The organism is Helicobacter sp. NHP22-001 (assembly GCF_030270165.1).
In the GTDB taxonomy this organism is placed as follows: Bacteria; Campylobacterota; Campylobacteria; order Campylobacterales; family Helicobacteraceae; genus Helicobacter; species Helicobacter gastrofelis.
Window position 1 is genome coordinate 1 of sequence record NZ_BSWS01000009.1, and the last position, 15,597, is coordinate 15,597.

General features: G+C 46.9%; 17 protein-coding genes. 7 read left to right on the forward strand and 10 right to left on the reverse strand.

From position 1 onward, the window contains the following. Nucleotides 1-91: 91 nt before the first annotated feature. From QSJ47_RS06485 to QSJ47_RS06495, 3 genes are read right to left on the reverse strand one after another with little or no spacing between them, the layout of a single operon-like run. Nucleotides 92-451, reverse strand: a complete 360-nt coding sequence (locus QSJ47_RS06485) for a hypothetical protein (protein ID WP_285602813.1) — start codon at nucleotides 449-451, stop codon at nucleotides 92-94. After that, nucleotides 441-956 carry a hypothetical protein gene (locus tag QSJ47_RS08225; protein ID WP_352155382.1) on the reverse strand — a complete coding sequence of 172 codons (516 nt, stop codon included), beginning with the start codon at nucleotides 954-956 and terminating at the stop codon, nucleotides 441-443. Before QSJ47_RS08225 ends, QSJ47_RS06485 begins: the two co-directional genes overlap by 11 nt. Beyond that, nucleotides 956-1,345, reverse strand: coding sequence for a hypothetical protein (locus tag QSJ47_RS06495; RefSeq protein WP_285602814.1), 390 nt, complete (start codon nucleotides 1,343-1,345; stop codon nucleotides 956-958). The genes QSJ47_RS08225 and QSJ47_RS06495 overlap by 1 nt, the downstream gene beginning before the upstream one ends. 387 nt (nucleotides 1,346-1,732) lie before the next feature. Between QSJ47_RS06495 and QSJ47_RS06500 the strand changes: the two genes are divergently transcribed. After that, entirely contained in the window at nucleotides 1,733-2,218 is a 486-nt protein-coding gene (locus tag QSJ47_RS06500; protein ID WP_285602815.1) for a tetratricopeptide repeat protein, read from the forward strand. A 249-nt stretch (nucleotides 2,219-2,467) separates the two neighbouring features. On the opposite strand, the gene QSJ47_RS06505 is transcribed toward QSJ47_RS06500, so the two are convergent. The 4 genes from QSJ47_RS06505 to QSJ47_RS06520 form a co-directional block, all read right to left on the reverse strand. Then, entirely contained in the window at nucleotides 2,468-3,838 is a 1,371-nt protein-coding gene (locus QSJ47_RS06505) for a hypothetical protein (protein ID WP_285602816.1), read from the reverse strand. Between the two features lie 564 nt (nucleotides 3,839-4,402). Next, a complete protein-coding gene (locus tag QSJ47_RS06510; RefSeq protein ID WP_260321545.1) occupies nucleotides 4,403-4,618 on the reverse strand; it encodes a hypothetical protein in 216 nt (71 codons plus the stop codon). Between the two features lie 921 nt (nucleotides 4,619-5,539). Next, nucleotides 5,540-5,716, reverse strand: a complete 177-nt coding sequence (locus QSJ47_RS06515; protein WP_221271306.1) for a hypothetical protein — start codon at nucleotides 5,714-5,716, stop codon at nucleotides 5,540-5,542. 292 nt (nucleotides 5,717-6,008) lie between these two features. After that, entirely contained in the window at nucleotides 6,009-6,131 is a 123-nt protein-coding gene (locus QSJ47_RS06520) for a hypothetical protein (RefSeq protein WP_260321546.1), read from the reverse strand. 435 nt (nucleotides 6,132-6,566) lie between these two features. Here QSJ47_RS06520 and QSJ47_RS06525 point away from each other — a divergent pair, with 435 nt between their 5' ends. Beyond that, complete coding sequence (locus QSJ47_RS06525) at nucleotides 6,567-6,818, forward strand: LysE family transporter (RefSeq protein WP_285602817.1); 252 nt, start codon at nucleotides 6,567-6,569, stop codon at nucleotides 6,816-6,818. 229 nt (nucleotides 6,819-7,047) lie between these two features. Here the strand turns inward: QSJ47_RS06525 and QSJ47_RS06530 are convergent, their stop codons facing one another. Genes QSJ47_RS06530 through edd form a run of 3 tightly spaced genes read right to left on the reverse strand, consistent with a single transcriptional unit; the run spans nucleotide 7,048 to nucleotide 9,665 of the window. Beyond that, nucleotides 7,048-7,182 (reverse strand): HP0135 family lipoprotein, encoded by a 135-nt coding sequence (locus QSJ47_RS06530; RefSeq protein WP_015107642.1) that lies wholly within the window; start codon nucleotides 7,180-7,182, stop codon nucleotides 7,048-7,050. Between the two features lie 57 nt (nucleotides 7,183-7,239). Further along, the gene (locus QSJ47_RS06535) at nucleotides 7,240-7,869 is read right to left on the reverse strand and encodes a bifunctional 4-hydroxy-2-oxoglutarate aldolase/2-dehydro-3-deoxy-phosphogluconate aldolase (protein WP_285602818.1); all 630 of its coding nucleotides are present in this window, start codon (nucleotides 7,867-7,869) and stop codon (nucleotides 7,240-7,242) included. A gap of 2 nt (nucleotides 7,870-7,871) precedes the next feature. After that, nucleotides 7,872-9,665 carry a phosphogluconate dehydratase gene (gene edd, locus QSJ47_RS06540; RefSeq protein ID WP_285602819.1) on the reverse strand — a complete coding sequence of 598 codons (1,794 nt, stop codon included), beginning with the start codon at nucleotides 9,663-9,665 and terminating at the stop codon, nucleotides 7,872-7,874. Nucleotides 9,666-9,734: 69 nt separating this feature from the next. On the opposite strand from edd, the gene QSJ47_RS06545 reads away from it, so the two are divergent. Genes QSJ47_RS06545 through QSJ47_RS06565 form a run of 5 tightly spaced genes read left to right on the forward strand, consistent with a single transcriptional unit; the run spans nucleotide 9,735 to nucleotide 15,557 of the window. Continuing rightward, entirely contained in the window at nucleotides 9,735-11,057 is a 1,323-nt protein-coding gene (locus tag QSJ47_RS06545; protein WP_285602820.1) for a glucose-6-phosphate dehydrogenase, read from the forward strand. Continuing rightward, a complete protein-coding gene (gene pgl / locus QSJ47_RS06550) occupies nucleotides 11,050-11,724 on the forward strand; it encodes a 6-phosphogluconolactonase (protein ID WP_285602821.1) in 675 nt (224 codons plus the stop codon). Before QSJ47_RS06545 ends, pgl begins: the two co-directional genes overlap by 8 nt. Beyond that, nucleotides 11,708-12,694 carry a glucokinase gene (locus QSJ47_RS06555; RefSeq protein ID WP_285602822.1) on the forward strand — a complete coding sequence of 329 codons (987 nt, stop codon included), beginning with the start codon at nucleotides 11,708-11,710 and terminating at the stop codon, nucleotides 12,692-12,694. Before pgl ends, QSJ47_RS06555 begins: the two co-directional genes overlap by 17 nt. Further along, nucleotides 12,691-14,340, forward strand: coding sequence for a glucose-6-phosphate isomerase (pgi, locus tag QSJ47_RS06560; protein WP_285602823.1), 1,650 nt, complete (start codon nucleotides 12,691-12,693; stop codon nucleotides 14,338-14,340). Before QSJ47_RS06555 ends, pgi begins: the two co-directional genes overlap by 4 nt. After that, on the forward strand, nucleotides 14,340-15,557 hold the full coding sequence (locus tag QSJ47_RS06565) for a sugar MFS transporter (RefSeq protein WP_285602824.1): 1,218 nt from the start codon (nucleotides 14,340-14,342) through the stop codon (nucleotides 15,555-15,557). Before pgi ends, QSJ47_RS06565 begins: the two co-directional genes overlap by 1 nt. Nucleotides 15,558-15,597 lie beyond the last annotated feature (40 nt).

Below are 15,597 nucleotides of genomic sequence, written 5' to 3' on the forward strand. Positions count from 1 at the left end.
TAACCAGCATGGTAGAAACAGGAATACAACAAAAACCGCAATCTTTAAAATTTTTTTCTATTGATAGGATTTTATAGGATTTTATGCGGTTTTATAGGTTTGTAAGAACGGCAAGAAAGAATTTAGGGCGGATTTTATGTTCTTGTTCGACCTTTTTAAGCACATTAATCGCCTCTAGGGCGGGGTGTTCCTCGCTGTGCTCGTGGGGCTTTTCAAACGCGCTTAGGATAAATTGGCTCTCAAGCCCCGTAGCCTCAATGTCCTTTAGGGCCTCTAAAATGCTGCCCTCTTTGACAAGACTCAACGCCTCCTCTAAATTGTTTGCCACATGCACGCCTCTAAGCTCTGTATCATCTCCAATAAGAGCAATGGGCTTAGAATTGTTGATTTTAACGGGCTGTGGGGCTAAATTTTTAAATTCTATATTGATGCCGTATTTGCTATTTGCCATAAGACTCCTTTGTTTGGGTTTGGGGCACTGCCCCATTGCGGCAAAAATTTAAATCCTGCTCTAAGAGCTCGGTGTAGATCATCAAGGCTTGGACATTGGCACTCAAAGAGGAGCTAGAAAGCGGGGGACGCTCTAATTTGGGGATGTTGCATTTGACGGGGATATACACGGGTTTGTAGACGCGCATACAGCCACAAAACAAGAGCCCTAAAAGGGCGATGGAGGCTTTTATGTTATACTTGGGGTGGATACCATGTGTTCTCTCTTTTTTGACCACGCTTTGGGGAAGCGTAAAACGCTGAACGGATAGCCGTGTTTTTGCGGCGGGTGTAGGGGGTGTGTGGGCACACACTCCGGGAAGGAGAGAGCCCATGCAGTTATTGATAGCTATTGTGGTTTGGGCGGTGCTGGTCACACCGCTTAACTGACGCAAAAGGGGGGTAGTCCCTACGGGGGCTATCCCCGCCACATGGCTATTGTATCCTGCAAAGTCTAAAAAAAACATTAACGCCCTCCCCTAAACACATTTAAATCTCTTTGGATTTGCTCTAATTCCTGCTTTTCTGGAGCGCACGCATGCGCTTGTGTAGGGGCTGTGGGGTGTGTGGGGTGTGGTGTAAAGGCGTGGTGTGTGTGCTGCAAAGCTTTGGCGTGTTGGCTTGCAAGCTTGTATTTTTGCGCAATGGCTTCCTTGCTCTTTTCCAAGTTCTCAATGTAGGTTTCTGTGGCGAGGTTTTGCTCTAAAATGGCTTTGTTTTGTGCCTCAATGGAGGCTTTGCAGGTTTCACGCTCCACCAAGAGCTTTTTTAAATGCCAGCCACAAGTGCCAAGCGCGCCTAAGAGCACCGCTAAAGCTAGGGCAATGCCAATACTCTTGGTGTCGATGCTAAACACAAGAGACCCTAAAGGCAGGTTTTAGGGCACTCTTGTATAATGGTTTTGAGCGGATATTGTGCCGGTTTTCTTTTTGGCTATTTGGCGTATGGCAAAGTGTGTAACTTTGTTTCAGGGGCAGGGAAAGAAGCGGGTTTCTCCTTAGAAAGGAGAACCGGTATGAAACTATTCGTAGCCTTTGTGGTGTTAATGGTTTTAGCCACTCCATTACACTAACCCGAAAGGGGGGCTCGCCGTTAAGGCGGGCTTCACCACGGGGGCTATTATATCTGCTCCTAGATAAAAACAACATTAATCACTCCACTCCCTCAAAGGCATTAAAAACCATATACCCAGCCACAAAGACCAAGGCGACACAACACACCAGCAGCGCGATAAAAAGCTTGTTTGCCATCACTTGCTCTTGCTGAAGAAGTCTTTGGGGCAGAGGCTTATGATCGCCTAGTGTCTATGGGCTGGGCGCATGACAAGACCCAAATTTTAGAGTGGTGTTTAAAAGCCATAGAGCTAGGCAACACGCGCCTTTATGGCTATGTGGCAGAAAGGTATGTTACGGGCAGTGGGTGCGTTAAAGATGAGAGAAAAGCCCTAGAATACTTCCAAAAGGCAATAGAGGTAGATGATGATAAGAATTACTACGCCTACTTTAATTTAGCCGAGTTGTATTTTGATGGCGGTGAGGTGGTTAAGCAAGACTACACCAAAGCTCTAGAGTATTACACATTAGTCGCCAACGGGGCGGATTGCGAAGAGCCTTGTTACGATGAGGCTTTGCGTAGGTTAAGCAAAATCTATGACAAGGGCTTGGGTGTAACGCCCGACCCCTTCAAGGCATTTGAATATCTTAAAAAGGCTTGTGGAGAGTGGGAGTAAATAGCCCCTTTGGGCTCTTTACTTGTAGCCATTTGAGTAGTTTGCTCTTCCCCTTTGGGCTATTTACAAACTCACACCGCCCCCTAGCAGCTCTTGACTGATTTTTTGCGTAAGTGTAATAGGGGTTCAGAGCCACAAGCTAGGGCCTTGAGGTATAGGTTAAAGTAGCCATCGGGCAGTTTTGAGGCTAAAACGCCCATCCTGACTTGCCCTTTCAAAGTCCTAAAAACTCGAGCAAAGTGTAGCTCTTTAATTCTTGTTTTTTTCTATTATTGGTATTGGATCAAAAACACTCCAATTAAGAGAATCTGGATTTTGTTTTAAGGTATTGACCGCTTCAAGAAAATCTTTAAAATCTGGATTTGTATCGTGTAATTTTGTACATATACCTTGATTTATCTTTCCCTTAATTTTGGGGGTAATAAGTATTTTACTGCTATTAATGTCTTGCATGTTAAGTAATATAACCCCAATCCCGTTTTCATGGTTGGAATTTTGGAGTTCAAGTAAATCCATTAAATCTGCATCGTTTAAATCCAATTTTCCAGTTACTAAATAGCCCTCATGTGCCCAAGAGCTGTTACCAATGGCTTGCTTATAGTACTCATCGCAATTACTAAGTTTGATTTCTTTTTTGAGTTCAAAAGAGACTATCCTGATGGGTAGCTTATCAAGGCTTTTTAAAACATCCTCTAAGGCTTCAGAATTTACGTTAAAACTTTTGCGCTCAAAAGATACACCAATCATGTTTCTGTCAAGAAATACGCCAACCATATCCGGGTGTAGCCCTTCATTTTCGCCCTTTAGACCTTTTAGACTCCTCCTATCATAAATAGTCTTGGTATATAGGCCCATTTTGTGAAATGCAAAACAAGTTAAGAGAGAGTGTAGATCGCTTTCTTTGTAATTTTCATATCTTCCATAAATTTTTAGCGTAGAAGATGCTTGTTGTTTTGCGTGTGTATGTTCTTTTGCCACATGCATATTTTCAACCGGTGGTGCTAGTGGTAGCACTTCTTCATTTGTCATCTCTTCTAGGGCAATTTTAGGACGACTTGTAACCCTAAAATCATCTTGTGGAATCGTGTTGAATACAGCCACTAAATTCAAAAAGTAATCTGCGATTTCTTTTGTAAGGGTGTTTAAATTGCGGTTTACATAGCCATAAAGCAAGTAACCTTCGCTGTCAAACAATTTTAGAAAGGCAGCGCACTTCCTACATTCTTCTAAGGTTTCTGTAGATCGACCTATATAGAGGTCGAATATTTTGGGTTGTTCTTTGCGGAAGTATGTGAACCAGATATAAAAACCCTTTCGGGGAGTCGCTTTTTCAGAGTTAACAAAACTCTTTCCTAAGATATTTTGTCTAAAAAAGGCAATTGCAGGCTCATTAGCTAGGTTTCCAAATCCCGGGCTTATGACACATACATAGCCCCATCTTTCTAAAAAAGTATTTATTCTTCTTTGAAGTGCGCTGCATGCACCCTTTGGAGCTGTTGGAGCTGGAGTTTTTCCTTTTGTCTCCCATTCCTCCACTGCCTCATCTATCAAAGTTACAAATTCTTGCAGCAGCCCTTGAAATGTTTGTTTTTGCTCTTGATGCCACATAATTTTCTCCACAACAACCCTTTACAAAAAGTATAACCCACTAGCTTTTTGAAGTTTTCTAGAGGGATTTACTGCGATAACCCCCGGATTCTAGCAAATTCTCGTTAATCTCCTCCAAATCGTCTTCCAAAATAACATGTAAAACACATATAATGAATATTTAAAAAACCATTAAATATATTAAATATTATTTAAAGTTGTATTTATTGCTCGATTGCTCGAATTATTTAATGCAAGACACCACTTTATAATGGTCTCTACCTATCTCATCTCTAGCATCTTGATAAATTACATACACGGCATAAAAATTCCATTGCAGTAGATTGTGGACTTTTAATGCCTATATGTGATAGAACGATCCATATCTCTAGTTTTTGCTAGAGACCAGAGCTTGCTACCGTCAGCAAGTTGCCCTGTCCTAGTTGCAGAGAATATCAATCAATGACTGCACTTTTAATCTCATCCTTGATATTCTTTAGTGTTGCACCGCTCACTTGGGCGACTTTAGTCCGTCTGCGTTTTGTGTCAAAGACTCTAATTTGGTGCAATAGAGCAACCTGCTCTGTGTTGTTGTCTTTAAAAGTGTATAAGAGGCACGCCTAGAAATAGCTTGTTAGATAAAAGTTTAATGACCAACACGGGGCGTGTGAAGTTTGCAGACTTGCCATAGACCTCATGTCCGATATTTTGCCCGATGCATAGCCAGTAGATATTACCAGCCACCACCTTGTGCGGTGGGTTTTTATCAAGTTTTTTCTTTTGCGTGTTCCGCTTGTCGAATACTTCATCCATCGCGTGTCTCCTCCTATCTTTCATTCTGTTTCATCTTTGTCTACATCCTTAGCCTCTTGGGATTGGTTTGCCATTTGTTTTGCTACAGTGTATCTTTTGTGCCTTGCTTAGGCTTTCTACTTCTTGTCTTTTATTGTCTTTGAATCTGACTGTATTTTTTGAGACTGACTAGTTTGCAGCGTTCGAGTAGGTTCTTACTTTTTATAGTGCTAGGCTTAAAGGCTTTCTTTGGTCTAGTAAGATTTTATTAATGTGTTTTATTTCATCATCCCTAGCTTTTAAGCAGATTAATTCATAAAAAATCAAGCTCCATTTTTGCCGTTATTACCTCTAACAAACACAATATAGTTACTTTTTTCTCATAAAAACACCCCAACAAGAGAAAACGGAGGTAGGAATTTTTACATGTAAGATGAAAGCCCGTTTATCAAGCTGTGTTTTTAAACAATAAATATTGTATTAAACATAATAATTAATATTTCATTGCCCGTTTGATATGGGTTAATAAGTTTTATTAAAAGGATTGTGTTTTGATAGTTTTACTATCAAAGTATTAATATATTTAAACAAGAGGATAAGATGCCAACTTACTTAGTGGTGTTCATATTGGTCTTGATTACTCAATCCCACAATATCACTTTCATAAACACCACTTTTGACAATGCTATGAAATTGTTGCATTTCCTCATCTTGTGCCGCAAATTTATCCCCCTACTCTTTAATAAGCTCATATCCATATCTATAAGTTCGTATCTATGCCTCTCAAAATTGCCGATAGTTTCGGTTGCTTTCTCTGTTCGCTCACGCTCGTTCTGTAATTTTTGTTTGTTATCTTTTTTAAGTTCTGCACCTCTTGGGCGTGGGTTTGGTTTAGGTCTTTAAGATGTTGTGCTGCTGTTCTTATGCGTCCGTCATCACTTTTTATCTAGTCTCTTTGGCGATGGCCCGGTACTGTTTATGGGTGATGTGTTTGGGTCCGGTTTCTTTGGTAGGTCTGCCCCATTGCATTTGCGAGATGTTGGCTATTTCGGTTTGCATAATGATGAATTTACCGTAATTGATTTTGCGCCCGTTGTTTCTGTCAGTTGTTTTATACAAGGTAAAAAGCTTTAAGTGGGCGTAGTGATTGATACGGGCAATTCCATTTTCATCAACAAACCCCTCATCTCTATGGATTGATTTGATAGTACCGTAACCCGTATCTGTCTCAAGGTGTTTGGTTACCCGTTCTAAGTCTTACATAGTGTGCGTGGGTTTGAGATTAATGACTGCGCTTTTGAGAAAACTTTTTGATTGAAACTTTTGTCCCGTGTGTTTGTCGTGATTCTCAATTGTCTCGCTCGTCCATTGTTCTCGTAAAGCTACCGCCTCTTGGCATTTTTATCAATCTCTACGCCTCTACCCATGCGGTGTTATTTAGATAAAAGATAAATGGGGCAATGGAGCTGTTGTTGTGGTGTTCTTGGACGGGGTTTTCTCTTGGTAGGATTGTGATACCTGATATGTCCCGCATAAATGCCTCCTATGTTTTAGAGTTGAAAAAATAAGTAGGGGTGTGTGTGAGTTGCTTTTTACTGATTTGGGTTTGGGTTTTGGGGTTGTTGGGTATTGTTGCGATGGTTGTTGTTGGGGAGCAGGTTGAGGTGTAGATTGTAAAGTTTGGCGTGCTTGTCTAGGCTTGTGGGATTCTTGGGGAGCTTTGTCTCATCTGCATAACTTGAAACCTTTGTTAAGTCCCTAGAAAAACACAGACTCTTTATCAACCAAAAATTGCTGAATATGCTTTTTGAGAGTTAGAAACTTATTTAGAACTTTTAGTCAGCTTACAATGTTCTACCTATGCCCTGTATTGAGAAAACATTTAAATGCATTGCTAAAGCATAAAGGTTTTACAAGTGCACAAAATGCTATGATTTAGTAAAAAATAAAGGTCTATGTGGGTTCGTGGTTGGTTTTAGGTGTCCACCTTTTAGCACTGCTCACCCCGGGTCCGGACTTTTTGCTTATCAGTTCCTACGCCCTAAAAACCCGCTCCGCACACGCTTTTAAGGCGGTCTTGGGCGTGGTGCCGGACAATTTTGTGTGGATTGTGCTATCTTTATTCGGCTTAAAAGGTTTGTTTGCCGCTTTCCCACTGCTGCAAACGCTTTTAGTCCTCTCGGGGGCGTGTTATCTGCTCTACTTGGCTTTTTGTGCCTAAAGCCTCGCCCATCAAGTTCAAGTCCGCGAGCACCAGGTAGACCTTTTTAAGCGGGTTTCTCACCAATGTCCTAAACCCTAAAGCCATGCTCTACTTTTGCAGCATTTTCTATGCCAAGCACTACAAGACCGCCGATCACCTCTGTACCTTGTTCTTCGGCGTCTTTGTCATTTACATCTTAGCCCACCACATTAAAGCATGGCTTTAAAGAAGGCATGGCTCTAGGGGGTTATTTTTGTTCGGGTTGCCAAATGGTTTTTTCTGAGGGGGTGTAATCTTTTTCATCCTCTAAGATTTGTTGTTTGGTTTCGCTGCAAGCAGTGTATAAGAAAGCTAAAATCCCCACCAAAAGCAATGCGCGCATCCGCAATCCTTTCAAAGAATTTAAACGCTCATTATAAACCCAAAAAGTTAAAGAGCCCTAAATACCCCTAGCCGCCGCCACGCTTTTTTGCGCAATTTGCGTGATTTTCGCCCACTCTTTGGCCTGCACCAACTCTTTAGGGGCGAGCCACGAACCCCCCACACAGAGCACATTAGGCAACTTGAGGTAATCGCCCATGTTCTCTAAAGAAATCCCCCCCGTGGGACAGAAAAATGCCTCTAAAAAGGGGCCCGCAAAGGATTTTAACATCGCCACCCCTCCAGCCACTTGTGCGGGGAAAAACTTTAAATGTTTCAAGCCATGCTCTAAAGCCAACATCACCTCGCTGCCGCTGGCCACCCCAGGGACAAGTGGGATTGGACTCTCTTTAGAGGCGTTGGCTAGGGCTAAGGTGAGCCCGGGGCTTATGGCAAACTTGGCTCCCGCTTGCTCTGCGCGCTTCAAGTCCGTGGGGTTTAACACCGTGCCCGCCCCCACAATCGCCTCGGGCACTTCTTGGGCAATGTTGTTAATCGCCTCTAGGGCTTCTTTGGTGCGCAAAGTGATCTCGAGCACCTTAAGTCCGCCCTGCACCAAAGCCCCAGCTAAAGGCACGGCATCTTTGGCCTCTTCAATGACCATCACGGGGATGATGCGCCCGGCGTTTAAGATGTCAAAAGCCTGCACGACTACTCTCCAAAGCTCACCGCACCCGTTTCCGTGCTCCCAGTCAACAGGCGTAGCCCGGCAAAGAGTTCGCGCCCGCTTCCAAAGGGATCGCGCATGAAGGGCACAGAGGGTAGACGCGCCTCCCACTCTTGATCTTCTATTAACACTTGCAACACGCCCTCTCTTGCGTCTAAAAGCAGCATGTCCCCGTCTTTAATTTTGGCAATCCCTCCGCCTAAAAGAGCCTCTGGGCTCACTTGTATAGCCGCGGGCACTTTGCCCGATGCCCCGCTCATGCGTCCGTCTGTCACCAAGGCGACCTGAAAGCCCTGATTTTGCAAAGAGCCTAAAATGGGGGTGAGTTTGTGCAATTCGGGCATACCATTGGCGCGTGGCCCCTGATAGGGCAAAATGGCGATGAAGTCCCTTTGCAGTTCTTGGCGGTTGAAACGCTCGATCAAGTCTTGTTGGGATTCAAAGACGATGGCGGGAGCTTTGATGGTGTGGTGCTTGGCATCAACGGCAGACACTTTAATCACCGCCCGTCCCACATTGCCCTTAAGGATCTCCAGCCCTCCATTTAGCGAAAAGGGCTCTTGCACACCCCTTAAAATGTCGGTGTTTTGGCTCTCTTTTGCGCCCTCTTTGTAGACCACTTGATCCCCCTCCAAATAGGGGTTTTGGCTGTAAGCCTCTAAGCCCTGCCCTATGATCGTGTCGCAATCTGCGTGCAACAAGCCGGCGTTTAAAAGTTCGCGCACCACGAAGGCCAACCCCCCCGCCGCCTCAAATTGGTTCACATCGGCCTGCCCATTGGGGTAAATCTTGGCAAGCAGGGGGGTGATTTTAGAAATGGCGGCAAAGTCGTCCCAGTTGATGATGATCCCGGCGGCCTTGGCGATGGCGACTAGGTGGATGGTGTGGTTGGTAGAGCCCCCGGTCGCCATAAGCCCCACCATTGCGTTGACAATGTTTTTTTCACTGATCATTTCCCCAATGGGTTTAGGTGTCTTGGTTGCCATTAAGGCGGCGGCCTTGTGCACGAGGGCTTTTCTTAGGGGGGTGTTGGGGTTGATAAAGGCGGAGTTTGGTAGGTGCAAGCCCATCAGCTCCACCATCATTTGGTTGGAGTTGGCGGTGCCATAAAAAGTACAAGTGCCCTCTGCGTGGTAAGACTGCATTTCGCTCTCTAAAAGCTCTTGCCTAGACACCTTGCCCTGCGCAAAGAGTTCGCGCACCTTGGATTTTTGGGCGTTGGCTAGCCCACTTGTCATAGGCCCGGCGGGGATAAAAATCGCGGGCAAATGCCCGAAACTAAGCGCCCCGATTAAAAGCCCGGGCACGATTTTATCGCACACGCCTAGGTAAAATGCCCCGTCAAAGACATTGTGCGAGAGCGCGATCGCCGTGCTCATGGCGATCACATCGCGGGAGAACAAACTAAGCTCCATGCCCGCATAGCCTTGGGTGATCCCATCGCACATCGCGGGCACCCCACCGGCAAACTGGGCAAACGCCCCGTGTTGCAATAAAGTTTCTTTGATCCAATCAGGGTAATCTTTGAGAGGTTTATGTGCGGAGAGCATGTCGTTGTAGGCGGAGATGATCGCAAAGTTGGGTCTGTCGTTGTTTTTGATTTTGGCCTTGATGTGTTCGGGCAGGCCGGCGTAGGTGTGGGCGAGATTCGCACAACTTAAATCTTGGCGTTGGATTTTGCGCTGCGCTTTGGCGGTGCGCTCTAAGTAGGCTTCTCTACTGCCTTGAGAGCGTTCAATGATACCTTTGGTAATGTCCTCTAGGGCTTTTTTAGCCATGTGTACCTCCGTGTAGTCCTTTCATGGGCGCAATTATACTACAATTTTCAAAATCTCTAAAGGACAGACATGCAAGAGTGTCGCTTTATTTTACTAGGGGCCACGGGCGATTTGGCCTTGCGCAAGATCTTCCCCGCCCTCTACAGAGCGAGCTTGTCGGGCTTAAAACCCAACATCACCGCTTGCGCCAGAAGCCCCTTAAGTACACCGGAGTTTTTAGACAAACTGAGCACCAAGGCTAAAGAATACATCAAAGACCTAGACCCCAAAGCGTGGGCAGATTTTGCCGCTAATATCAGCTACACCCCCCTAGACTTTAACAAGCCAGAGGACTTTAAGGCACTCAAATCCACCCACCCAAACACCATCATTTACTTTTCCATCGCCCCTGCGTTTTTTGCCAAAGCTTGCCAAAAATTAGCCGCTGTGGGTTTAAACGCCCCTAATATCAAAATCGTGCTAGAAAAGCCTTTAGGCACTAACTTACAATCTTGCAAGGACATTTGCGCCCAAATTGGCAAACATTTTAAAGAAGAGCAGATTTACCGCATCGACCACTATTTGGGTAAACAAAGCGTGCAAAATCTCTTTTACTTGCGCCACAACAACCCCTTCTTAGCCGGTCTGCTTAGCGCACACTACTTAGACCATGTGCAAATTAGCGTGCTAGAGACTTTAGGGGTGGAGAGCCGTGGGGGCTTTTACGACCCGATGGGTGCGCTGCGTGATATGCTGCAAAACCACATGCTCGCCATGCTCGCTTTAAGCACCATTCCTGCCAACACTCCCACAGAGCACACCCGCCAAGCCAAATTAGAAATGCTAAGAAGTCTAAAACCCTTAAACCAAGAATCTCTAAAAAGCCAAGTCGTGCGGGGGCAATACACGGCAGGTGGGGGGTTTAAGGGGTATACAGAGGAAGAGCAGGTAAACCCCCACAGCCAAACCGAAACCTTTGTGGCTCTCAAATTAGAGTTAGAGCACCAAAACTGGCAGGGCGTGCCTTTTTATTTGCGCACGGGAAAGCGCATGGGTGCGTCTTTGGTGCAGGTGGTCTTTGTGTTTAAGGGTCCCCCGCAGGCGCTGGTTTATACGATCCAACCGCAATGTTCTTTAGAGTTGCAGTTGCAAGGCATGGGGGCGTTAAAAAGCACTCTAGACTCTGGGATGGACGCTTACGAGCGGCTGATTTTAGAGGTGGTGGCGGGCAACCAATCCCCCTTTAACCACCAAGACGAGCTAGAGGCGGCTTGGCGCTTTGTCGATCCCATTTTACAGAGCTGGCAAGAAAATTTAACCCCCCTACTGCCCTATGCGGCTGGTAGCTTCGGGCCCAAGGCCGCCTTTGATCTCTTAAAACAAGACAACCGGGAGTGGTTTGTCCATGTTTAAAATTGATTCATTCAACAGCCCCAAAGAGAGCGCGCAAGCTCTGGCCATTGAGATCGCCGCGCAGATAAGACGGATTTTAAGCGTGAAGGCGCACGCAGGGCTTGCCTTTTCAGGGGGCAAGTCGCCCATTTTGTTTTTGCAAGAGCTGAGCCAAATGCCCCTAGAGTGGGGTAAGTGCCGCATTAGTCTGGTGGATGAGCGGGTGTTGCCCCTAACCGACCCCGAGAACAACGCCCTACTGCTCCACACGCATTTTTTACAAAACAAAGCCCAAGCCGCCCCCTTTGCGCCCCTAGTTTTGGATGCGAGCGTAGGCACTGAGGAGCTCTTAAAACACGCGAGGGCGAGCTACACCCAGCCGGATTTAGCCGTGCTTGGCATGGGAGAGGATGGGCACACGGCTTCGCTCTTTGCCTGTGCGCCCGAGTATGAAAACGCCTTAAAGAGCCCAGAGCCCATTGTCGCCACAACCCCTACCAGCGCACCCTTTAAGCGCCTTAGCATGTCCTTAAATGCGCTAGAGAGTTGCCAAATGCTGTATTTACTCATCAGCGGGGATCAAAAAAGGGCGGTATTTGAAAGGGCGTGCTTTGCCCTAGAGCCAAGCTTGCCCATTTCTTACATTTTGCATTCTCAAAAGGTGGTTTGCCATGTCTACTGCGCCTAGTGATTACCCGCGCCTTTTAGCCGACATCGGGGGGACAAACGCCCGCTTTGGGCTGGAGGTCGCCCCCGGGCAATTAGAATCCGTGGAGGTCTTGGCTTGCCACGATTTTAACACGATCGTGGATGCTACAAAGCGCTATTTAAAGGACATAGGTGATCCCAGCGTGGCGCATGCCGCCTTTGCGCTGGCAAATCCCGTAGTGGGCGATTGGATACAGATGACCAACCACCATTGGGCCTTTTCTGTGGAAACCACCCGCCAAGCACTTAAGCTCACCACGCTTTTAGCCATCAACGACTTCACCGCCCAAGCCTATGGCATCTCCCAACTGCAAGATGAGGAATTGGTGCAGGTGGGGGGGACAATGTGCGCCATTGACGCACCTAAATTAGTGATAGGGCCTGGCACGGGGCTAGGCGTGAGCGCGCTCATCCCCTGCCATGACGGCTCGTATGTGGCGTTGGCGGGTGAGGGTGGGCATGTGAGCTTTGCGCCCTTTGACGACACCGAGATCATGCTGTGGAAATACGCTAAAAAAAAATACGGGCATGTGTCCGCCGAGCGCTTTTTAAGCGGGGCGGGGCTGGTGCTCATCCATGAGGCTTTAGCCAGCAGAGAGGGGATCAAGGCCTCGCAAATGACACCTGAACTCATCGGGGAGCAGGCTTTAAGCGGCAAGTCGGCGCTGTGCCGCCTGACCTTGGATATTTTTTGCACTATTTTAGGCACGGTGGCTTCTAACATGGCGCTGGTGCTTGGCGCGCGCAGTGGGGTGTATTTGTGTGGGGGGATCATCCCGCGCTTCATCGACTACTTCAAAACCTCCCCTTTTCGCGTGCGCTTTGAAGACAAGGGGCGCTTTGATTCGTATTTAGCCACCATCCCCGTGTATGTGGTGTTGGCAAAATATCCGGGCATCTATGGGGTGGGCATCGCCCTAGAAAACCACTTACGCAAAGAGAGCGCATGAAAACCTTGACACAACTGAGTGCCTTTCAAGCCCTGCAAGAACATTTTAAAATCTTAAAGGGGCAGCACATGAAAGACATGTTTCAAGCCGATCCCAAGCGCGCCACACGCTACTTTTTAAAAAATGGCCCCATTAGCCTAGACTACTCCAAAAACCGCATAGACGACACGACTTTAAAGCTCTTAAGGGATTTGGCTACAGAGTGTGGGCTGGCTGAAAAAATAAACGCCATGTTTAGCGGGAAGAAGATCAACAGCACCGAAGAGCGCGCCGCCTTGCACACCGCCTTGCGCTACCAAGGTCAAGAGCCCATTAAGGTCGATGGTGTGGATGTTTTGCCCCAAGTGCGCCAAGCCTTAGAGCGCATGGAAAAATTTAGCGACATGGTGCGCTGCGGGGAGTGGTTGGGCTACACGAATCAAGTCATCACCGATGTGGTGAATATCGGGATCGGTGGGTCGGACTTGGGGGCGCTGATGGTGTGTAAGGCACTGCGCCATTTTGCCAGCCCACGTTTAAATACATACTTCGTGTCGAATGTGGATGGGACACAGATACAAGGCGTGTTGGATAAAATCCACCCCGAAACCACGCTCTTTATCGTGGCTTCTAAAACTTTCTCCACGCAAGAAACCCTCACAAACGCTTTAAGCGCCCGCCAATGGTTTCTCGCCCACGCGCTCAATGAAGCCCACATCGCTAAACACTTTGTGGCGGTCTCCACGAATAAAGAGGCTGTGCAAGCCTTTGGGATCGACACCGAAAATATGTTTAGCTTTTGGAACTGGGTGGGGGGGCGTTATAGCTTGTGGTCGGCAATTGGGCTCTCGATCATGATTTATTTAGGCAAAGAAAATTTTAAAGATTTATTGTGCGGGGCGTATGAAATGGATGAGCACTTTAAAAACGCCCCTTTTGAGCGCAACATGCCCGTGATTTTAGCCTTGCTTGGCATTTGGTATATCAATCTCTTTGATGCGGGCAGCCACCTCATCGCCCCCTATGACCAATACCTACGCTACTTCCCCCGTTTTATCCAGCAATTAGACATGGAAAGCAATGGCAAGAGCACCACTTTAGAGGGGCAGGCTGTGGATTATGACACGGGGCCCATCATTTGGGGGGATTTAGGCATCAACGCCCAACATGCCTTCTTCCAGCTCTTACATCAGGGCACACACATCAGCCCAATCGACTTCATTGTGTCCTTAAGCAAGGAGGGGCATTTACCCGAACATCACGACATCTTAGTGAGCAACATGTTCGCCCAAGCCCAAGCCTTCATGGAGGGCAAGGACTATAACCAAGCCTACCAAGAGCTCATAGACATGGGCAAAAGCGCAGAAAAAGCCAAGAGTCTCGCGCACCACCGGGTGTTTTCAGGCAACCGACCCAGTAATGTGATCTTGCTAGACACCATTTGCCCCAAGAGTGTAGGCGCGCTCATCGCGCTTTATGAGCATAAAATCTTTGTACAAGGAGTGATTTGGAACATCAATAGTTTTGACCAATGGGGGGTGGAGCTGGGCAAAGAGTTGGCGGTGGGTGTTTTGGCACGCTTAAGGGGTGCCACGCCCACAAAGCCCCTAGACTCTTCTACCAAGCACTTGGTAGAGGTCTACACCGCATTTAATGAAGGAGTTTAATGCAAACCAAGAGCAACACTTTTGCGCTCGCAGCTCTCGCCGCTTTGTTTTTTGCGATGGGTTTTATCGCTGTTTTAAACGATGTGCTGATCCCACATCTAAAGAAGATTTTTGAGCTCAGCCACACAGAAGCTGTTTTAGTGCAATTTTGTTTCTTTGGGGCTTACTTCATCACGGGCGGGCTTTTTGGCAAGTTACTAGAGAAAATTGGCTATCCCGCCGGCGTGGTGGGGGGCTTTTTGCTTAGTGCCGTGGGCTGTATCCTCTTTTACCCCGCCGCCTCCACGGCGTCTTACCCCATTTTTTTAGGTGCGCTCTTTATTTTGGCAAGCGGGATCGTGTTGCTCCAAGCAGCGGGCAATCCTTTTGTTACACTTTTAGCCCCGGGTAAAGAGGCGAGTGCCTTAACTTTCGTGCAAGCTTTTAACTCACTAGGTGCCACTTTAGGCCCGCTCTTTGGGGCATACTTGATTGCTTCCAACACTAAGAAGGTCATTGACAGGGTTAAAGAGGCGCAGTCGGTGCAAATCCCCTATTTAATGATCGCCGGCGTGCTCATTGTTTTAGCCATTGTGGTGTATTTGTTGAAACTGCCCGATGTGCGCGCGAGAGCCGAGAAAATCAGCGAACATAACCACGATGGCAAGAAAAGTGCCTTAGAATACCGCCATTTTGTCTTTGGGGCGGGGGCAATTTTCTTTTATGTGGGTGGGGAAGTGTCTATTAGCTCGTTTTTGGTCCTCACAATGGAGGAAATCGCCCATATCCCTGAAAAGCTTGCCTCGCACAACCTCATCTACTATTGGGGTGGGGCGATGGTGGGCCGCTTCATCGGCAGCTTAGTCATACAAAAAATTGCCCCCAATACATGCCTAGCTTTCAACGCCAGCGTGAATATCCTCTTGCTCGCCATTGCTCTAGCCTTGCATAGCCCTATAAGCATTTACCTTTTGCTCGCCATTGGGTTGTTTAACTCGATCATGTTCCCTACAATCTTCTCTCTAGCCACAAAGGGGCTTGGCAGATTCACCAGCCAAGCCTCTGGGATCATTTGTATGGCGATTGTGGGCGGAGCGGTTGTGCCGCTCATTCAAGGCTACATCGCCGACATACATAACCTGGGGATTTTGATCTCTTACATGGTGCCTATGGCGTGCTATGTCTATATCTTGATCTTTGCAGTTTATTTCTACTCCGTGAGAGAACGCACACATTAAGTAAATATTTAAATAAAAGTGTTAGTCTGAGGCATGGATT